Genomic DNA, 19,912 nt, shown 5'->3' with positions numbered 1-19,912 from the left:
TTGATTTATGCTGATTTTATGCAGTCCCGTCTCCTCTCCAAACAAACGCCGCAGCTGTCCACTGCTGACAGTTGCGGCGTCGAACCGGTGAGTCAATTGTTATTCTTCCCGCTGCAAGGCAATGCTGTCCTTTACCAGGCGCACGAATTCCATCTGCTGTTCGCCGGAGCTGTTCTCCTCCGCCAACTGCAGAACCTCTTCCAGCGAACCGTCCTTCGCCCAGTAGCTGCCGCGCAAAATCTCCGCGTATTCTGCAACGGCGGCCAGAAAGCGCAAATCTTGGGACAACTCATTGCCAGTGAGCAGGGGTTGTTCGATTTCCTTGATTTGACCGCTCTCCTGCTCTCGATAGCGCAGGCGAATGGTGCCCAGTGGAGCAGTGGCACTGCCTTTTCGCTTCACTTCATACAGCGCGGTGACGGTGTGACCGGAGCCGATCTCGCCGGCGTCCACTTTATCGTTGCGGAAGTCTTCATCGCGTACATCCCGGTTTTCGTATCCGAGCAATCGGTAGCGTTCCACTTGGCCAGGATCAAACTCGACTTGAATCTTCACCTCGCTGGCGATCGTCTGCAGGGTGCCGGTAAGAGCCTCGGTGAACACCCGTCTCGCTTCGGAGAACGTACCGATGTAGGCGTATTGGCCATCACCCTCGTCGGCCAACTGCTCCATCAGTACGTCGTTGTAGTTGCCCATCCCGAAACCAAAGGTACTGAGGGCGATACCTGCTGTGGCATGCTGTTCAATCTCTTTGAGAATCTCCTCATGTCCCGTTTTTCCGACGTTGGCTACCCCGTCAGAGCAGAGGATGACACGGTTAATGGCCCCCTTCTCATACCATTCGGCGGCCATCTCATATCCCAAGCGGAGCCCCTCTTCTGCATTGGTCGATCCTTCGGGCTGCAGTTGATCGATCGCCTGCATAATCTCTTCTCTCTCTGCAATCGATGTAGGCTCCAGCAGGACGCGGCCGCGCGAGCCGTACACGACGATGCCTACGGTATCTTCTTCTGTTAGTTGATCAACCAAAACACGCAAGCTTTTTTTCACCAGTTCGAGCCGATTTTCTCGATTCATCGAACCAGACACGTCAATCACAAAGGTGAGATGGGCAGGGAGCCGATTTTCGATTGCGATTTCTTTGCCCTTGATCCCGATACGCAGAAGGTCATACCCCTCGCCAAAGGGAGAAGGCCCCCCGTCTGTGTGAATGGCAAAGGTATCGCCTTGAGCTGGAAGTGGATACGCCACCGGGAAGTAGTTGACAAACTCTTCTACCCGTACCGCGTCATTTGGCGGCAGCTCGCCGCGGTTGATGTAGTTTCGCATCACGGTGTAGGACCCAGTATCAACATCTGCGGCAAAGGTGGAGAGGCGATCCTCTTCGGTCGCGATAAACGGGTTGGTTCCGTAATGCTCAAAGTACATGTTGTCGTACGCTTCCCCGTTTGGCGGGGCTGGCTGACCGGCATAGCCCGACTCAGACACACTATCTGCTGATCGCGCCATATTGCTGGCGGCCTCCTGTTGCGCGCTCTGCTGACTCACAGCACATCCTGCTGCTGCGAAAGCAAACAGAGCGGTTGCCGCCGCCAATAGATATCTTTTTCTTGGCATGATGAATACCCCCTTTTATCTGCTGAGACGTGGAAATAAAAGGAGTGTTACATCTGGCAGTCAGCATCGTTGCAGAAACGGCAACGCTTAGCTGATGGTCTGCAGCGCGGGTAATTGTGCGATGTTTAGAAAGGTTATCGTAGGTATATGCTGAGGATAACTAGTGATCGAAAAGGAAGAAATCGGCATGAGGTTTTTTGGAAAAAGACATCGAAAACCGCCCGTGAGCAAGCAGTTTTTCCACGGCGGCTTGGTTGACCAGACAACGCAAACGGAGCTGCTGCGACCGAGCCTTCAGAAAAATGTTCAGAAGGTGGTCGATGTGCTTGGAAATAGTGACGATCTCGTCATCAGAGAGGTTCGAATTGGTTCCAGCCGACGGATCAAGGTCGGGATCTTATATATCGACGGTTTGGCCGATACAAAATCGGTGCAGGATTTTATCATGGAAACACTGATGGTCGACATTCACCAGACGGACTTTGAGGACATGCTCTCTCATAGTCAGAACCTTTTACCTTTCTTGAAAGAATTCGTCCTGACAGTAGGAGAAATTGAAGATGTGAATGATCTTGACACAGTGGTTGCATCGCTGGTTTCAGGGAACGTAGTCCTCTTGTTGGACGGTTATGTGCAGGGCTTTGTGATCGGGATGAGCGGCTGGCGTGACCGAGGTGTGCAGGAGACGAGTGCCGAGTCGGTCATTCGCGGTCCACGGGAAGGATTTACGGAAACCATCCGCACCAACACGGCGCTCGTCCGACGAAAGATAAGAGATCGCAACCTGCGGCTGGAAAGCAGGGTGATCGGCCGTGTGACCAAAACTGAAGTGGCGATCATGTACATCGACGGAATCGCTAATCAGGAAGTTGTCCAAGAAGTACGTGCGCGACTGGATCGGATTGATATTGACGGGATTCTGGAAAGCGGCTACATCGAGGAGTTAATCCAGGATGAGACGTACACGCCTTTTCCTACCATTTACAATACAGAGCGCCCGGATGTGATCGCTGCCGGGCTGCTGGAGGGGCGGATAGCGATCCTGGTTGACGGGACACCGTTTGTGCTGTTGGTCCCTGCTCTGATGGTGCAATTTTTTCAGGCGCCGGAGGATTATTATCAGCGGGCCGACATTAGTACACTGCTGCGGTTGCTTCGTTATCTTTCCTTCTTTATTGCCTTGCTCGCACCATCGCTTTACATCGCGATTACCACCTTTCATCAGGAAATGATCCCGACGCCGCTGTTGATCAGTCTGGCGGCGCAGCGGGAAGGCGTTCCCTTTCCCGCCTTCATCGAGGCGCTGATCATGGAGATTACTTTTGAAATCTTGCGGGAAGCGGGCGTGAGAATGCCCAAGGCGATTGCCGCCGCGGTATCGATCGTGGGCACGCTGGTGGTTGGAACTGCGGCGGTGGAGGCCGGCATTGTGTCTGCCGCGATGGTCATTGTCGTTGCGATCACAGCGATTTCCACGTTTGTGTTGCCAGCTTTTAACATAGGAATTGCTGTACGCATACTTCGCTTTGCGCTGATGGCACTTGCCGCTTCTTTTGGGCTGTTTGGGATTATCGTCGGGTTAATTGCACTCGTCCTGCACTTGTGCAGTCTACGTTCATTCGGGGTGCCATACTTAAGTCCGTTTGCTCCGTTAATACCGACCGACCAGAAGGACGCCATGTTGCGGGTGCCTTGGTGGGCCATGTTCTCCCGTCCCCGCCTCATCAGTCAACGAAACGTGAGGCGTGAGCAGAATCCGTCCACTCCAAAACCGCCGCCACGGCGGTGAACAACGAGCGGATCGAAAGGAGGTTGAGCTGTGAAGCGGAACGTGACCCTGTTTTGCCTGGTTGCCGTCGCGTTGCTGTTCGCCACCGGCTGTTGGAACCGCCGTGAATTAAATGACATCTCCATCCAAGTGGGGATCGCAATCGATAAAGTGGGCAAACAATACAGGGTCTCCACACAAATTGTCGATCCCGGAGAAGTGGCTGTGAAGCAGGGGAGAGCGGGACGCGCGCCAGTGACGATGTATCACATGACAGGGGATTCCGTGTTTGAGACCGTGCGCAAGATGACGCGGGAGAGCCCGAGAAAAATGTACGGGGCTCACCTGCGCATGCTGGTGCTGGGGGAGTCAGTAGCCAGAGAGGGAATTGGAAAAGCTTTGGATCTGATCTCTCGGGATCATGAGTTTCGTACCGATTTTTACATCGTTGTGGCGCGAGGGGCGAGCGCCCATCAAATCCTGAAGAACTTAACCCCGTTGGAAAAAATTCCAGCCAACAAAATGTTTCGTTCCCTGGAAACGTCGGAGAACGCATGGGCCGAGACGATGAGCATCACGTTGGAAGAATTGATTACCGATTTGACCAGTGAAGGGATCAGTCCCGTTCTAACGGGGATCGAAATCACGGGAGATCGGGAGATGGGAGAAACAACGAAAAACCTGGAGTTGATCGATTCTCCTGTTCGCGTGCGGTATGCGGGGCTTGCCGTATTCAGCCAAGACAAACTGGTCGGCTGGTTAAATGAGGAGGAAAGCAAAGGGCTTGTCTACATACGTGACTTCGTCGATAGTACAATCGAAAACGTCACCTGCCCAAAAGGAGGATTGCTGGGATTAGAGGTACTCCGCTCCTCAACTGAGGTAGAGGGGAAGGTGACCAACGGAAAACCGGAAATCGACATCACGATCAAGACGGAGGGAAATGTTGGGGAAGTGCAATGTCTCATTGATCTAACCAAAAGTAGTACCCTTGCCGACTTGGAGAAGCGGGCAGAACAGGAGATCAAAAAAAGGGTGGAACGGACGATCAAAAAAGTGCAGAAAACGTATAAGGTAGATATTTTTGGATTTGGTCAGGCCATTTACCAGGCCGACCCGCAGGCATGGAAAAAACGGAAGGGAGAATGGAAGGAAGAGTTTGTTGATCTGACCGTTAACGTGAACGTCGATTTCAAGATTCGCCGTTTAGGGACCGTTACCCAATCCTTTTTGCAGGATATGAAAGGATAACGCGCCATAGGGGGACGAGGAGGGAACCAACTGCGCTGACCAAGCGACGCAGGCGTCAATAGTCATGATGGAAAGGAGGTTGGGCGGTGAAACAAAAAGTGGCGCTGATCTGTCTGTCCTTGGTACTGCTGTTGCTAGCAGCCGGTTGTTGGAACCGCCGCGAACTGAATGATATCGCGCTGGAAGTGGGGTTCGCGATCGATAAGAAAGGCAGCCAATACCGGGTGTCCAGTCAGGTCGTTGATCCGGGAGAAGTGGCAGCCAAGCAGGCGACGGCCAGTCGTACGCCAGTGACGATGTATCATGCCACAGGGAAAAATCTGTTTGAAGCGAGACGGAAAATGACGACGGTCAGCCCCAGAAAAATCTATGCTTCTCATCTGCGCATGCTGGTGATTGGGGAAGCGGTCGCCAGAGAAGGAATCGGAAACGTATTGGATTTTATCACCCGGGATCACGAGTATCGAACCGATTTCTATATCGTTGTCGCAAAGGGGAGTAGGGCTGAAAATATCTTGGAAATCTTGACGCCACTAGAAAAAGTCCCGGCTATTAATCTCTTTTCCTCCCTGGAAACCTCGGAAAAGTCATGGGGGCCGGCGCTGACGGTCACAATGGATGAACTAATCTCTGATCTGACCAGTGCTGGGAAGAATCCGGTACTGTCAGGGGTGCAAATAAAAGGTGACCCGGAAATAGGGGAAACGAGGGAAAATGTGGAGTTGATCGATTCTCCCGGCCAACTGCAGTATTCCGGACTTGCCGTATTCAACAAAGACAAATTGATCGGTTGGTTGACGGAAGAGGAAAGCAAAGGATATACCTACATAGTCGATCGGATACAAAATACAGCAGAAGAGGTGAGCTGCCCCAAAGGGGGGAAGTTGGTGCTGGAGGTGATTCGCTCCGGGACCGAACTGAAGGGGAAGGTTATCAACGGAAAACCGGAAATCGAGATCACGGTCGAGACGGAGGGAAATGTCGGGGAAGTGGAATGCTTGCTTGATGTCAGCGATCCACAGGCGATTTACGAACTGGAAAAGCGAGTGGAGCAGGCGATAAAAGACAGGATTCAACGTACCATCAAAAAAGTTCAACGAAGATACAAAGTAGATATCTTTGGATTTGGCCAGGCGATTCACTTCGCAGATCCGCAAGCATGGAGGCAACTAAAACAAGATTGGAACGAAATGTTTGTCGATGTAGCGGTGCATGTAACGGTAGATTTTAAGATCCGTCGCTTGGGTACAGTAAGCAAATCCTTCCTCGAGGAAATGAAAGAGTAGACTGCGCGCAGTAGAAAGGTGACCACAGATGCAGGAGAACGACAAGTTATCGGTTCGACAATTCCGTTACATCGTGGTGATTTTTTCGGTCGGCACAGCGATCCTGGTTGTGCCTGCAGGTGTTGCCGACGTGGCCAAACAAGATGCGTGGATTCCTGCCGTATGGGCGACCGTGTTGAGTTTGCTCGTTGTATTCTTGTACAACGCTTTGGCAAGTCAGTTTGGCAATCTGACCCTGGTCAAGATGATTGAGCAAGCGCTAGGTAAATGGCTGGGCAAGGCGGTCTCTCTTAGTCTTGTTTTTCTATTTTTCTACTCAGCAGCCGAATTGTTGTTTTATGTCGGGAACTTTGTCGTGACGCAATGGATGCCGGAGACGCCAATTGAAGCGATCCACATCCTGTTTGGGAGCATCGTCATCCTTGGGGTTCGTTTGGGGCTCGAGACGTTGGCTCGTGCCGTGGAAATTTTATTTCCCTGGTTCGTGGTTCTGTTCATTATTTTAGTTGTTTTTGTCTCTCCCCAGGTGGATACACAAAACTTGCAACCAGTGTTTGAAACAGGGATAGGACCACTGCTTTATGCTACCATGCTCGTCAGCAGTATTTTCTCGTGGCCCATGTTTACGATGCTGATGATGTTTCCCGTTTCCGTCAACGATCCTCAAACAGCGAAGAAAGCCTTTGTGAGCGGCGTATTGGTGGGTGGGGCGATTCTCATCGTGATGATCGGGTTGACGATCTTGGTGTTGGGTGCAGACATCACGTCGCGGCAGACCTATCCTAGTTATGCATTGGCGAAAAAGATAGACGTAGGCAATATCGTGCAGCGGATCGAGGCTGTGATGGCGATCATCTGGCTCATTACCATCTACATAAAGGCGGCATTTTACTTTTATGCGTCTATTGTTGGCCTCGCCCAAACGCTGGAGATACAAAGATACCGCTTTCTGACTTTGCCGCTCGGGCTGCTCATGATTGTGTTTTCAACGTTCACCCATCCCAATATCGTCGATTCGCACGAGTTTGATCGGGACACGTGGCCATTGTATGTGTTTACCTATGGGGTGCTCCTGCCCCTGCTGCTATGGGCAATCGGTGCGTTTCGCGGCAGGTCTCAGTTGAGAAAAGGACTCCCTGATCGCAAATAGCAAAGGAGGAGTGCCGTCATGTTGATCATTGCAGGGATCGTGCTGGTCGGGGTCGTCATCGCACTAATCGAGGTTCCCCGCCTGGTGCGAAACCGTCATCGAAAGGAACTGTGGGTATTTTCCTGTTTGCTGCTGTTTGGGGTGGGGCTTGGTATCGCGAAGAGTCTGGATGTAGAGATTCCTAATCCACTGGATTGGATTACGGCTTTGTACAAGCCGGCAAATGATCTCCTGACCGGACTCCTAAAGTAAGAGAGGGGGGTCTGACGGTGCTGGATCGTGGCAGAATCGGGATTCACCAATTAATCGTATTGGTCATACTGGTTACCATCGGAGATTCTATTCTGGTACTGCCGTCCGTCATAGTCGCTGAGGCGAAACAGGATGCGTGGATCTCCATGATCATCGGGGTAGCGGCAGGTTTGACCATAGCTTATCTGTTTTGCAAGGTAGGAGCGCTCTATCCTCGACTGACATTGGTACAATACAATGATAAAATCCTTGGCAAGTGGCTGGGAATTGTCTTTTCTCTCCTGTTTCTGTTGTATTTTTTGCTCAATATAGGCTTGATGGTTAGGGAAATCGGGGATTTTATGACGACGCAAATCATGCCGGAAACCCCGATTGAAGCGATCCTGATCCTGATGCTCTCTATCGTGATTATGGGGGCTCGGCTCGGTCTTGAACCGATCGCGCGCGCAGGAGAAACTTTTTTCGTCTGGTTCATCTTGCTGTTTTTCATGCTGGTGCTTTTTCTTTCGCCTGAAGTGGACACGGAAAAAATGACGCCGATCCTGGCGGAAGGGTTCCAGCCGGTACTAGCAGGAGCACTGCCGGTTATGGCTTTTCCGTTTACGGAACTGCTTGTCTTTTTAATGATTTTTCCGTTTGTGCATGAACCGAAACGAATGGCGAAAAGTTTTTTGTTTGGGGCAGCGATGGGAGGAACGGTATTGACGGTCATCGTCGTGTTGGCCCTTCTTGTACTCGGCCCCGACCTGACGGCAAGAAATATCTACGCCAGTTATTCTTTGGCCAAACAAATCAGTGTCGGTGATTTTATCGAAAGGATAGAAGCGATTTTGGCCATCATGTGGCTGCTTACCATGTACTTTAAAATCACTCTATACTACTACGCCTCTCATCTGGGATTAGCGCAACTGTTAAAACTGCGAGACTACCGGATGCTGCTGCTGCCCATGGGGGTCAATATCGTCGTACTTGCTATTGTGATTTCGCCAAACATCAGCTACTACAACTTGGTCATCAGCAGATACTGGCCGCTGTACGATATCACAATTGGTATCATAATGCCGCTGCTGCTGCTGGCGGTAGGTACAGTGCGCAGAGGGGAGCATAGGAGTGGATGAGCAGGTAGTCAGTACCATGTGGGGCATGTTGGGGGAAACCTATCCTTCCGATTTCGCCAATAATGGATTAAGATAGCTGTAGGAGAGAATGATCTAGAGAAGGAGAGAGCCATGCCGTACAACATTGTTTTCTTTGACATTGATGGCACGCTTTTGGACAGCAAGAATGAGATACCGGAAGACACCAAACAAGCAGTGGCACAGCTAAAAGAGACGGGCACAAAAGTAGCCATCGCCACGGGGCGTTCCCCCTATCATCTGAAGCCGGTCGCAGATCAGCTTGGAATTGACACCTATGTCAGTTTTAACGGCTCTTATGTAGTGGAAAAAGAGACGGTCGTCTATACGCAGCCGCTCAAAAAAGAATCGCTGTCGTTACTGGAAGAACGGGCCAGATCCTATGATCATCCGCTCGTCTACCTCAGTGAAGAAGATTGTTACGCCAATGCCGAGGATCACCCGCGCATTATCGAGTCGTTTCACTATTTGTCTCTGCAGCCTCCTGACTATCATCACTGCTACTGGCAGGAGAAAGAGATTTATCAGGCTTTTCTGTACTGTCAGCCACATGAAGAGACGGCCTATTTGGAGGATCTCGCCGATTTCTCGTCGATTCGCTGGCATCCGTACGCACTGGACATCTTGCCGGGCGGAGGATCGAAAGCAAAGGGGATTGCGGCTCTGCTCAAGCACCTGGGCCTGTCTGCAGAAGAAGCGGTCGCCTTTGGCGACGGTTTAAATGACATAGAGATGCTCTCGTTTGTCGGGATGGGGATCGCGATGGGCAACGCTCATGAGGATTTGAAGCCTTATGCCAAGTGGGTGACTCGCGATGCCGGTGATGGGGGTATCCGCCATGGATTGCAGCAGATTGGGTTGATTTCATGACACTGGAAACAGTGTCTTTTTTGTGTGTAGGGTATTATGGTCATCTCCCCAGCGCCTGAGAGTAGCGAGCTGTAGTGTCGCCATCGCTGCCCATTCCGAGGGTAGCCCCACGCTGATCATTTGAAAATCCCTTCCGGTCATGGAAAAGGAAGGAAGAGGGTCGGTTTCTATCGAACTATCCACCATGATGTGCATAGGTGCCGACAGAAAGCGATGGTTTTTCCAAACAAGCCTGGGGGGTATGAGTGATGAAAAATCGCGTCGTTATCACTGGTTTGGGTTGTGTGACACCATTGGGCAACAACGTTCGGGACACGTGGGAGGCTGCGGCAGCGGGGCGTTCCGGTATCGGTCGGATCACGAAGATCGACACGGAGGATCTTCCCGCAAAAGTGGCCGGCGAAGTAAAGCGGTTTGATATTCACGACTACGTCCATATCGAAAAAGGGCGTCGAATGGATCGATTTGCCCAGTACGCCGTCGCCGCGGCGGTGATGGCGGTGGAAGACGCGGGACTGATCATCGGCCAACACGTCGAGGCAGAGCAGGTCGGCGTCTGGGTAGGGACAGGCATCGGCGGTTTGGAAAGCTTTGAAGAGCAGTTTCTCAACCTGCTGCAAGGGGGATATCAAAATCTGCATCGCTTCGCCGTTCCCCTGATTATCTGCAACATGGCGAGCAGCCAGGTGTCGATCTACCTCGGCGCCAAAGGGGTCAATTCCTGTACGGTCTTATCCTGCGCGACCGGGGCAAATGCGATTGGAGATGCTTATCGTGTTATCCAACGGGGAGAAGCAGAGGTGATGATCGCAGGAGGGAGTGAAGCGTCCATCACCCGGATGGGTATCGCCACGTTCTGTGCGATGGGTGCGATCTCTGCCAATCCGGACCCTGAGAAGGCCTGCCGACCGTTCGACAAACACCGTGACGGGCTTGTCATGGGCGAGGGAGCGGGAATCCTCGTGCTGGAATCACTTCGCTCTGCTTTACAGCGCGATGCGAAGATTTACGGCGAAATCGTCGGCTACGGCACGGTTGGTGACGCCTACCACATCACCACACCTGCTCCAGACGGCGAGGGTGGTGTGCGGGCGATGCGAAAGGCGTTGGATGATGCAGGGCTGTCGCCAACAGATATTGACTATGTCAATGCGCATGGGACCAGCACCATCTACAACGACTTGTACGAGACGGCTGCGTTGAAAGCGCTGTTTGGCGAGCGGGCCTATCACGTTCCGACCAGCTCGACCAAGTCGATGACCGGCCACTTGATGGGAGCCGCTGGTGCAGTAGAGTCGATCTTCTCGATTCTCACCATGCACACCGGAACGATTTTGCCAACGATCAACTACGAAACCCCTGATGAACAATGTGACTTGGACTATGTTCCCAATGAGGCGAGGTGGGGGGCAGTTGATACAGTAATGAACAATGCCCTCGGTTTCGGCGGTCATAATACCGCGCTTATTTTCCGAAAATTAGATCTTTGACACGCGTGCATCCGGTGCGGTCACTTGTCCCAATGTGGTAAAGATAACTAAGAGCAAGCATATCAAGTATGGGGACGAGCGGAGAGAGGGGCAGATGAATATGGCACGTGTAAAAACAAAAAGAGTATATGAGGCGCCGGCGGCTTCCGACGGCTGCCGCATTTTAGTGGACCGTATCTGGCCGAGGGGAATCTCCAAAGCGCAAGCGCAACTCACCGAATGGTTGCGGGAGATCGCTCCGAGTGATCAACTGCGCAGGTGGTTTGCGCATGATCCGAACAGGTTCGCGGAGTTCCGGGAGAGGTACATCCAGGAACTCCGCCATGCCGGTCCTGATCAGCGCAAGGCCTTGGAGCGATTGCAGCGGCTCGCTGCCACCGAGACGGTCACACTATTGTATGCCGCGAAAGATGAGCAGCACAACCAGGCTGTCGTGCTACAAGAGTGGCTAGAGTCGAATCGCAACGGTTGGCCTGATCCGGTGAATCGTCCAGAGGACTGACTAGGTTATGATGGTGCGTCGCTATAGGGATGCTCCGTGAATTCTTTGGTAGAAGTCAGCACATCAGTAACCCAGAAAAAGAACGATAACCCCTTTGCTTCTTTCATCGGTAATCTCTCGTTTCACTCGTTTCCTTAGTGATGGCATGCCCTGGTTGGCTCGTACCATGGTCCGTCCCGCCGAGATTTAAACCAATGACACCGAGGATGATCAGTACGAGGGAACCGATTTTGAGCAGTGTCGCGGATTCCTTGAAAATCAGGATCCCAAGGACAGCAATCAGCGCTGTCCCCACTCCTGACCAGATCGCGTATGCCACGCCTACCTCAATGTACTTGAGAGCGACAGTGAGCGATACCAGGCTGGCGGCATAGAAGAAGAACATCAATAAGGATGGAAACACCTTGGTAAAGCCTTGCGACATCTTCATCGATGTCGTCCCTGCCACTTCCAGTACAATCGCCAGAATCAGATAGAACCAATTCATGAGGATCCCTCCTTTGTGGTGTGATCGGCGGTAATGCCAGACAGCATGATCGAGGCCATCTCTTCCAACGCCTCAGAGAGATTCAAGCTTTGTGTCGCAAGAAATCGTTGGTCGATCAACTGTTGGAGGCAGCCTACGTACATCTGGATAAAGACCGGCAGATTGATTGGCCGGATCTGACCGCTGGCAATCCCTTCCTCAATCACACTACATATCGTGGCCCATTCCTCCCGCAGGAAATGGTCGATTTTTTGCCATTGTCCGGGCAGATGTCGTTTTACGTCATGCAGTAGGCGTAGGCCACCAAGCCGAAACTCTTCTGGAGTTAGACAGAGCAGCACACGCAACTTTTCGATAGGATCAAGCCGCGGGTCGGCGGCGATTAGCGCTTCTTGCTCCTTCATCTCTGTCAGAGAGCGGTCGATGATAGTGCCGATCAGCTCTTCCTTTGACGAGAAGTGTTCGTACAAGGTTCGCTTACTCATCCCAAGCTGTGCTGCCAGGTCGGCCATGGTAAACTTGATCCCGTTTTGCTGGATCAGCTCGATAGCTCCGGCAAGAATTCTTTCGTGCATGCCGCATTCACCTCCCTTTTATAGAAACCAAGAAAACTATTTTTGTTTTATCGGTACCAAAATCATTATACCATAACGAAAATGGCTAAAGCAAATGGCAAATCGCCAGTCAGCAGGGGGATAACATGAGCAGTACACGGGCACGTTATGGGAGAAAATCACAGCAGATTCGGGTGAGAATGCGGTGCTTCTATATATAGGGAAGGTTATCTTGTTGTTTCTTGTCTCTGTCGTCGTCATCCGGTTCATGGGCAAAGCAACACTGGCTCAGCTGACGCCACATGACCTGACGGCCATCATCTTCTTGGCGACGCTGGCGGTTAGTCCGATCGCCAGTGAGCACGTGAGAGAGGCGGTAGCCGGTATTGTGACCGTTTCGATCATTCATGTGCTGTTTGCCAAACTAACGTTGTTTCGCTGGATCAACCGTCTGGTGATCGGCCATCCGACGATCTTGGTCAAACACGGAAAACTGATCAAAGCCAACTTGCGTCAGAGTCGCTATTCACTGGTCGAACTGCTGGCCAGCATGCGCTCCGCTGGGTATCCCGACATCCGCGATGTCCAATATGCCATCCTGGAACCGACAGGAGAGATTAGTATCTTGCCAAGAGAGGACGTCATACCTGTGACGCCTCGCCATCTCGATATGAAAGTGGAGTATCAGGGCTTGCCGATCGCAGTAGTGGTGGAGGGGAAGGTGCAGGAGAGAAACCTGCGTCTGATCAACAGGGATGAGCGGTGGCTGCAAAAGCAGCTGAAGTTGCTAGGTGTGACGGACGTGCGTGACGTCTTTTACGCGGCTGTTCGCGATACTGACCACTCACTGACAGTGGATACAGGAGCGGGGGAAGATGCCGCATTCGGCTCTTCCCCCGCGGAGCAGTAAGGACAATATCAGCGCTGGTGGACTGCTTTGCGAGTATGGCTGGTCTTTTCAGTTCAAAAAGCGACTCGATACTGCCGAGGGGCTGCCTCTCGCGCTTGACCGGTTACCGTTTGCAGCGCATGGAGGGCCCAATACGGGTCATCCAACATGCCTCTTGCCACTGCGACCAGGTCGGCGTCCCCATTTGCGACTACGGCTTCTGCCAGCTTGGGATCTTCCAGACTGCCTACGGCGATGACCGGCACATCCAACGCTTGCTTAATGGCGCGAGCAAAGGGAACCTGATATCCAGGATGTCCGCCCGGTTTTCTGCTGCCGATCGGCCCTTCTCCACCGCTGGAGACATGGAACAGGTCGACACCCGCCTCTTTATACCGTTTGCACAGCTCGATCGCATGGTCCAAGTCGTACCCGCCATCCATGTACTCAACGGCGGAAATTCGCATGATGAGCGGCATATCCTCTGGAGTGACGGCCTTGATGGCCTCTACCACCTCAACCCCAAATCGGGAAAGATCGCGGCCGTATTCATCTGTGCGATTGTTGATGCCGGGGGAGTGGAATTGATGGATCAAATAGCCGTGGGCACCGTGGATCTCGATCGTGTCTACCCCTGCCTCTACCGCTCGGCGGGCGGCATCTTGAAACTTGACCACCATCTGCTGTACTTCCTGAGTCGTCAGCGCACGCGGCTGTTTATAGTCGGAACTGTAGCGAAGAGCAGAGGGGGCAACTGGTACGTCCGCATCTTCCGCCTTGCGACCGGCATGGGCGATTTGGATCCCGATCTTGGCTCCGTATTTTTGCACTTCTGAGATAATCCGGCGGTATGCGGGAATCTGTTCGTCAGACCACAGTCCAAGATCGTAATCTGTGATGCGGCCATCCGGTTCAACATCGGTCATCTCAATGATGATCAGACCCGTTCCCCCGACCGCCCGCGACACATAGTGAACCAAATGCCAATCATTTGGTTTGCCGTCTTTTGCCTCGACAGAGTATTGGCACATGGGCGGCATGACAATACGGTTTTTCAGTTCCAAGCCTTTTAGTCGAAATGGAGCAGCTAAACTTGTCATGGTCAACTCTCCTTTTTTGTGTCGTATTGTATTCAGGACTAAGTAAAACATATCTACTTTAGAAAAGAAAGTGCAGAAGTGTAGGGTCATACAACCGTAGGTTCTCCCAACAAGAACACGTCCAGTCTGATGGCAAGGGACCCGGAAGGTTATGCTCTTAAGATCGGAAGTTTTGGTTTTTCTCACAAAAAAAGCTGTTCGGCAACCTAGGGTGGAACAGCCTTATCCTTCTCGTATTGTTCTATTCTTTCGTCAAGTACTGAAACATATCATCCAGCATCAGGTTTACCGCCTTTGCTGCCCAGGATCAGATCTGGCTGCAGGGCAGCTACTGACTCCAGATTGGGTTGATCGATCGCTCCGAGGATGGGGCTGCTGCCGATTGCTGTTATGACAGGAGGTAACATTTCGCGCTGACCTGTCCAGCATCTTGTGAGTTGGGAATCGGTCGAGCTAGTCCCTTAGCACAAAGTAAAGCCCGATCACGGTCATTGTTAGGCCGATGAATTTGTTGGCGGTGAGCGGCTCTTTAAACAGGATACTGGCAAGGATGCAGGTGATTAACGGATAGGTAGCGGTAATGGTAATCACAGTGGTGAAGTTGTCCTTGGACAGGGCGTAAAGATAGATGATAAATGAGGCGGGGATCAAGATTCCGTTTAAAACAGCATACAAAACGGTATTCTTGTGAAAGTGAAACGGGACTCCCGACCATCGCGCCAACGTGAAAGAGAGAAACACGACGGCGACCATCGTCAGCGTAGTAATAAAATTGACTTCGATCGGGTGGCTGGTGGACAGGGCTTTACGGTCGATCAAGCCGTTGACTCCCCAGATCAACGTCACTAAAAAGATTACCAGATATAGCACATAATCCCTCTCCCGCATCTCCAAATGGATTCATAACGATTATATGAGATTGTCCGGGGCTGCCATGACTGGATTTTGCCCTTCCAGCATCTGGCCCGGTCAGCAGAAAACCCCGCCGAAAACAGCGGGGTTAGCCAACTGAACGTATGGCACTCTCGATTTCCCTCTTGCCTTCTGTTATTGCTCTGTGAGAATGACCGGTCCCTCATCGGTGATCGCGACGGTATGCTCATATTGAGCGGCGAGACTGCCGTCCATCGTACGTGCCGTCCATCCGTCGTCATCCACTCGGACATCGTATGATCCTGTCGTCAGCATGGGTTCGATGGTGATCACCATCCCCGCTTTCAAGCGGATTCCTTTGCCGGGCGAACCGTAGTGGGGGACATAAGGATCTTCGTGCATCACCTGCCCGATGCCGTGACCGGTGAATTCACGCACCACACCGTATCCACGGCTTTCGGCGTACACTTGGATAGCGTGGGAGATATCCCCCAGGCGATTTCCGGCCACCGCTTGTTCAATCCCCACGTAGAGCGACTCTTTCGTTGTCTGCAGCAGTTTCCTGGCCTGCCGTGAGATTTTGCCGACAGCATAAGACCAGGCCGAATCAGCCAACCATCCTTCCTTATTGACCACCATGTCAATCGTGACGATGTCGCCTGCAGCGAGCGGCTGTTTGCTGGGAAAGCCGTGACATACCACATCATTAACGGAAGCGCAGGTAGCGTAACGGTATCCTTGATAACCTTTCTGTTCCGGAGTGGCGCCGTGTTTCTCCAGAAACTGTTCGACAAACTGGTCGATTTCCCGAGTGGTGACTCCCGGTCGGATCCGTTTAGCGATCTCCCGATGGCAGGCGGCCAGAATTTTCCCTGCCTGAGCCATCTGTTCGATCTGCTCTTTCGTTTTCAGCGTGATCACTGGATGCTCCCTCCCCAACCTTGCTGATACATCTTTCTGTATGTATATACGACTGGTCTGAAAAGGGAATCAAAACGTGCGAATGACGGAAACCGGGACGAAGCAGCGCCCGCCCGCCACCGGTTTACCCGGTACGCGTGGCGGTTGACACCGTCGCCTTCACCTGTGAATCATGACGGAGCTGCCTCAGCAGACGGTACTGGGCCAATCCTGAGACCAGGAGAAGCACGGCCACTACGGAGAACATCAATTCCCCGCCAAACGCCGAAAGCAACACCCCGCCAAACAAGGGACCGACTGCTTTAGCGACCTGCCAGTTTAGCCCATAAATAGAAAAATAGCGGCCCCGCATCTCTGGCGGAGCCAGGATGGAAACGGCCTTTTGCATATGGGGGCCAACCAGCATCTCACCGATCGTAAAGACGATTTCGATCAGGGCGAGCAGGATGAATACTTTGCCAAAACCGTAACCGAACGCCACAGTGGCAAACAGCAGGTATGCGACCAGAATCACGTTGTGCAAGGCGAGATGCTCCGTTTTCTTGGTCAGCCAGATCTGCAGCAGGATGACGGTTGTCCCGTTAATCGTCATCAGCCAGACGAATACCGTCTCATAGTTGACAAAGTTGGCTTTAAGATGGAGCGGCAGCACCGATTCCGTATAGGCGTACAACAGGCCAATCGGTGTGGCAAACAAAGTCATCCACAACAACGGCTTGTGCTGGGTCAGCTTCATTTTGGGATGGCGGCTGACTGGAAGGGAGCGCAGCCGAAGGTCGGCTGGCAGGGTCTCTGGGATTTTCCAAAGTACAGTCAGCAGGTAAACCAGGGAAGCAGCTGCAGCACAGGAAAATACGAGCGCCGGACTCTGTGTGAACAATGCCAGCCCCAGCAGAGGGCCGCAAGCAGCTCCCACGTTAAGCGCGGTATGAAGCAGGGCAAATACTTCAGCCCGCTGCTCCTCTGGTACAACATCGGTTACCTGGGCGTTGGCCGCAGGGAAAAACAAGGCCATGCCAAAACCATTGAGCAGAGTCAAGGCAGCGAATTCCCACACCGACTCGGCGAAGATGAATCCTGTCATCGATAGAGTTTGTACGATCAAGGCTGTCACCATCAGCGGCTTTCTCCCATAGCGGTCGGTCAACCCACCGCCCCAGAGCGTGACGAGAATGCCGGTTAGCGGCTGCAGTCCGACTACCACCATGGGCAGCAGGATCGAGCCATCCAGTTTGTCGTAGAGGTATAGCACCAAAAACGGACGCAGCATAAATCCGGTCAGTGTGGTCAGCACGGTCCCGAACACCCTGACCCAGATCGCGGTGTCATACCGCTTTAAAACCCCTTGCCATCTGCTCATCGCAATCCTCTTTTCTGTTTTGTAAACATAGCGTATCTATAGAGTAATGAGACGATAGATGGTCTGCAAGCACTGTTTCAAAAATTTTTTGATGGAAAAAACAGAGCGAAAGAACAGGATGGGAGGGGTCAGAGCAGCTTCAGTCCGGTATAGAAGATGATCGTCGAGATGGCAAATCGCAGGATGAAGGTAGGGACGCGCGTCGCGAGGATACTTCCCATGAACACACCGGGGATGGAGCCGGCCAACAGTTGAAAGACGATCGGGTAATCGACAGTGCCATAGCTCATGTGTACGAGTCCTGCTGCTGTTACAAGGACAAACGCGTGAGCGATGTCGGTCCCGACCACTTCTTTCCCGCTCATCTGAAAAAAATACATCAGGGCAAGCGCAAACAGCGAGCCGCTTCCAATAGAGGTAAGACCGACGATGAAGCCCAGAGCGGCACCGATGGTGATCGTGATCTTTTTCTTTTCGGAGATAGACAACTGCTGCCAGCGGTTGGGGTGAGGTTCCCGCCTATCTTGTATCGTTTTCACAATCATCGCGATGGGGATCAGGATCAAAGCAAACCCCAACACTTTTTTGATGATCAGATCAGCGCCGCCATAGACAAGCTCAATCCACTGGATGCAGTTGACCGCCAAAATCGCACTGGGAACGCTGCCGATCGCGAAGTACATGGCGACCCGCAGGTTGACTGTACGCTGCCGCCAATGTTGCAAGGCACCAAAAACTTTTGTTATCGAGTTGTAGACGAGGTCTGTTCCTACGGCAATCGTTGGCTGAACCCCCAACATCACTAGAATTGGCGTTAGCAGAGCAGCTCCGCCCACCCCTGTGAGACCGACGAGGAAACCGACAAACAGACCAATGATGATCAATTGCAAATCCATACAGCTTATCCCTTCCTTACCGTATTGTCGTGATCTTAGTCCGCCGCTGTCCCGTAGACTACTATCACAGTATGGGTCCCCACCGGGCAGGGTGCCATTCAGCTCGAAAATAGGCTTATATTTCCAATGCTGCTTCACATGCCTGACAAGAGCGGCAGTGTTATAAAATTGTCAAGATTGCCGTCGCTACAGACCACTTGATTCTGGTACAGTTACGGTGAGATGATGTGGAGGCAGCAAGGCACTGCAATGAGGGGCTCAAGTTGACTCCGTTGACTAGATTTCGCTACAATGAGAGGCGTATCGAACGGGTGTTTTTCTGCTCTGTTACGTGTATCTATTCAGACACACGAGCAAAGGATAGATGCTCCGGCGACAGGCAGGATGACGACCTGTCACGCCGGTGCGACTTACCTCAGAAAGGGGTTAGCAAGGATGGATCAGCAGGCTACTTACCAATCTGACAGCCTTTCCTTGGAAGCAGAGAGCGATGGGCAGATGCAACCGGCTACGTGGAGCGATTATCTGCATCTCACCAAGCCGGGGATTACCCTGTCCAACTTGCTTACCACGTTTACTGGCTATTGGTTGGCTGTGTTTACCTTTGGTTACAAACTGGAGCTGCATACACTTGTATTAACGCTTTTGGGAACGGCATTTGTGATTGCATCGGGCGCAACGTTAAACAACTACTGGGATCGAGAACTGGATGCCAAGATGAAGCGGACCAAAAATCGTGGATTAGCTTCCGGGCGAATCCATCCGCGAAATGCACTGGCGATCGGGATTGCGCTATTGGTTGCCGGGCTGATTGTGCTCGCCCTGTTTGCCAACCCTCTGACCGCTGTGCTTGGTTTGCTGGGTCACATCTTCTACGTGTTGATCTATACACCGCTTAAGCGGGTAACTACGCTAAACACCGTGATCGGCGGCATCTCCGGCGCCATCCCGCCGCTGATCGGCTGGGCAGCGGTTACGAACAATGTGGAGATGGGGGCGTGGGTGCTCTTCTTGATCCTGTTCCTCTGGCAGCCGCCGCACTTTTTGGCGCTGGCCATGTTGAAGACCGAGGAATATAGGGCAGGCGGCATCCCTATGCTGCCCGTGGTGAAGGGCTTTGCGGAAACAAAGCGGCAGATGTTCAACTATGCCGCGCCGATGGTTCCCGCTTCCCTCCTGCTCATGCTGTACGCCAATCTCGGTTATGTCTACCTGGCCACGGCGCTCATCCTCGGCATCGGGTATTTATATATCTTGCTGAAAGGTTTTAAAGCAGAGGACGATCTGGTCTGGGCGCGCAAGGCGTTTAGCTACTCGTTGATTTACCTGACGGTGCTCTGTTTCGCTATTATTGTGAGTGCGTTGTAAAAGCGAAAAAGCAGGCAAGCTCGGTGCTTGCTGATGGGAACGTATCGCAGGCATCCGCTATGGCCAAGGCATTGCGGGTGCCACCTTATTGTGTGGGTATAACTAAGCTTGACACTGCTGTCATACCAGCAGGTGGACGATG

20 protein-coding genes and 1 pseudogene are annotated in these 19,912 nt (G+C 52.4%); 11 read left to right on the top strand and 10 right to left on the bottom strand.

The genetic code is table 11. The features are described from left to right. Nucleotides 1-99 precede the first annotated feature (99 nt). Nucleotides 100-1,617 carry a vWA domain-containing protein gene (locus tag LOK74_RS17550; protein WP_230043304.1) on the bottom strand — a complete coding sequence of 506 codons (1,518 nt, stop codon included), beginning with the start codon at nucleotides 1,615-1,617 and terminating at the stop codon, nucleotides 100-102. 160 nt (nucleotides 1,618-1,777) lie between these two features. Further along, nucleotides 1,778-1,960, bottom strand: coding sequence for a hypothetical protein (locus LOK74_RS24405; protein ID WP_420908796.1), 183 nt, complete (start codon nucleotides 1,958-1,960; stop codon nucleotides 1,778-1,780). Here LOK74_RS24405 and LOK74_RS17545 point away from each other — a divergent pair. The 9 genes and pseudogenes from LOK74_RS17545 to LOK74_RS17505 all read left to right on the top strand — a co-directional run. Beyond that, a pseudogene (locus tag LOK74_RS17545) lies at nucleotides 1,892-3,406 on the top strand (spore germination protein); the annotation flags it as partial. The gene LOK74_RS24405 and the pseudogene LOK74_RS17545 overlap by 69 nt on opposite strands. A 30-nt stretch (nucleotides 3,407-3,436) precedes the next feature. Continuing rightward, the gene (locus LOK74_RS17540) at nucleotides 3,437-4,636 is read left to right on the top strand and encodes a Ger(x)C family spore germination protein (protein WP_230043302.1); all 1,200 of its coding nucleotides are present in this window, start codon (nucleotides 3,437-3,439) and stop codon (nucleotides 4,634-4,636) included. An 86-nt stretch (nucleotides 4,637-4,722) separates the two neighbouring features. Next, complete coding sequence (locus LOK74_RS17535) at nucleotides 4,723-5,922, top strand: Ger(x)C family spore germination protein (protein ID WP_230043301.1); 1,200 nt, start codon at nucleotides 4,723-4,725, stop codon at nucleotides 5,920-5,922. Nucleotides 5,923-5,950: 28 nt separating this feature from the next. After that, on the top strand, nucleotides 5,951-7,072 hold the full coding sequence (locus LOK74_RS17530; RefSeq protein WP_230043300.1) for a GerAB/ArcD/ProY family transporter: 1,122 nt from the start codon (nucleotides 5,951-5,953) through the stop codon (nucleotides 7,070-7,072). A gap of 18 nt (nucleotides 7,073-7,090) precedes the next feature. Then, entirely contained in the window at nucleotides 7,091-7,324 is a 234-nt protein-coding gene (locus LOK74_RS17525) for a hypothetical protein (RefSeq protein WP_230043299.1), read from the top strand. Nucleotides 7,325-7,341: 17 nt separating this feature from the next. Next, the gene (locus LOK74_RS17520) at nucleotides 7,342-8,442 is read left to right on the top strand and encodes a GerAB/ArcD/ProY family transporter (RefSeq protein WP_230043298.1); all 1,101 of its coding nucleotides are present in this window, start codon (nucleotides 7,342-7,344) and stop codon (nucleotides 8,440-8,442) included. A 111-nt stretch (nucleotides 8,443-8,553) separates the two neighbouring features. After that, on the top strand, nucleotides 8,554-9,330 hold the full coding sequence (locus LOK74_RS17515; RefSeq protein ID WP_230043297.1) for a Cof-type HAD-IIB family hydrolase: 777 nt from the start codon (nucleotides 8,554-8,556) through the stop codon (nucleotides 9,328-9,330). Between the two features lie 248 nt (nucleotides 9,331-9,578). After that, a complete protein-coding gene (fabF, locus tag LOK74_RS17510; RefSeq protein ID WP_420908684.1) occupies nucleotides 9,579-10,820 on the top strand; it encodes a beta-ketoacyl-ACP synthase II in 1,242 nt (413 codons plus the stop codon). A gap of 100 nt (nucleotides 10,821-10,920) precedes the next feature. After that, entirely contained in the window at nucleotides 10,921-11,322 is a 402-nt protein-coding gene (locus LOK74_RS17505) for a DUF488 domain-containing protein (protein WP_230043295.1), read from the top strand. A 103-nt stretch (nucleotides 11,323-11,425) separates the two neighbouring features. On the opposite strand, the gene LOK74_RS17500 is transcribed toward LOK74_RS17505, so the two are convergent. Both LOK74_RS17500 and LOK74_RS17495 read right to left on the bottom strand, forming a co-directional pair. Further along, the gene (locus tag LOK74_RS17500) at nucleotides 11,426-11,809 is read right to left on the bottom strand and encodes a DMT family transporter (protein WP_230043294.1); all 384 of its coding nucleotides are present in this window, start codon (nucleotides 11,807-11,809) and stop codon (nucleotides 11,426-11,428) included. After that, nucleotides 11,806-12,384, bottom strand: coding sequence for a TetR/AcrR family transcriptional regulator (locus LOK74_RS17495; RefSeq protein ID WP_230043293.1), 579 nt, complete (start codon nucleotides 12,382-12,384; stop codon nucleotides 11,806-11,808). Before LOK74_RS17495 ends, LOK74_RS17500 begins: the two co-directional genes overlap by 4 nt. A 184-nt stretch (nucleotides 12,385-12,568) precedes the next feature. Between LOK74_RS17495 and LOK74_RS17490 the strand changes: the two genes are divergently transcribed. Continuing rightward, the gene (locus LOK74_RS17490) at nucleotides 12,569-13,273 is read left to right on the top strand and encodes a DUF421 domain-containing protein (RefSeq protein ID WP_230043292.1); all 705 of its coding nucleotides are present in this window, start codon (nucleotides 12,569-12,571) and stop codon (nucleotides 13,271-13,273) included. A gap of 53 nt (nucleotides 13,274-13,326) precedes the next feature. Here the strand turns inward: LOK74_RS17490 and LOK74_RS17485 are convergent, their stop codons facing one another. The 6 genes from LOK74_RS17485 to LOK74_RS17460 form a co-directional block, all read right to left on the bottom strand. Further along, a complete protein-coding gene (locus tag LOK74_RS17485; RefSeq protein WP_230043291.1) occupies nucleotides 13,327-14,352 on the bottom strand; it encodes an NADH:flavin oxidoreductase/NADH oxidase in 1,026 nt (341 codons plus the stop codon). A 269-nt stretch (nucleotides 14,353-14,621) separates the two neighbouring features. Beyond that, the gene (locus LOK74_RS17480; RefSeq protein ID WP_230043290.1) at nucleotides 14,622-14,759 is read right to left on the bottom strand and encodes a hypothetical protein; all 138 of its coding nucleotides are present in this window, start codon (nucleotides 14,757-14,759) and stop codon (nucleotides 14,622-14,624) included. Nucleotides 14,760-14,805: 46 nt separating this feature from the next. Then, a complete protein-coding gene (locus LOK74_RS17475; protein ID WP_230043289.1) occupies nucleotides 14,806-15,222 on the bottom strand; it encodes an EamA family transporter in 417 nt (138 codons plus the stop codon). Between the two features lie 177 nt (nucleotides 15,223-15,399). Continuing rightward, complete coding sequence (map, locus tag LOK74_RS17470) at nucleotides 15,400-16,146, bottom strand: type I methionyl aminopeptidase (protein WP_230043288.1); 747 nt, start codon at nucleotides 16,144-16,146, stop codon at nucleotides 15,400-15,402. Between the two features lie 124 nt (nucleotides 16,147-16,270). Further along, nucleotides 16,271-17,506, bottom strand: a complete 1,236-nt coding sequence (locus LOK74_RS17465; RefSeq protein ID WP_230043287.1) for an MDR family MFS transporter — start codon at nucleotides 17,504-17,506, stop codon at nucleotides 16,271-16,273. Nucleotides 17,507-17,634: 128 nt separating this feature from the next. Further along, on the bottom strand, nucleotides 17,635-18,402 hold the full coding sequence (locus LOK74_RS17460; RefSeq protein WP_230043286.1) for a sulfite exporter TauE/SafE family protein: 768 nt from the start codon (nucleotides 18,400-18,402) through the stop codon (nucleotides 17,635-17,637). A gap of 435 nt (nucleotides 18,403-18,837) precedes the next feature. On the opposite strand from LOK74_RS17460, the gene cyoE reads away from it, so the two are divergent. Then, nucleotides 18,838-19,770 carry a heme o synthase gene (cyoE, locus tag LOK74_RS17455; protein ID WP_230043285.1) on the top strand — a complete coding sequence of 311 codons (933 nt, stop codon included), beginning with the start codon at nucleotides 18,838-18,840 and terminating at the stop codon, nucleotides 19,768-19,770. Nucleotides 19,771-19,912: the final 142 nt, after the last annotated feature.

The organism is Brevibacillus humidisoli, from assembly GCF_020923435.1.
Lineage (GTDB): Bacteria > Bacillota > Bacilli > Brevibacillales > Brevibacillaceae > Brevibacillus_E > Brevibacillus_E humidisoli.
The sequence above is the reverse complement of the archived record's forward strand: the minus strand, read 5'-3'. Positions and strand labels throughout refer to the sequence as shown.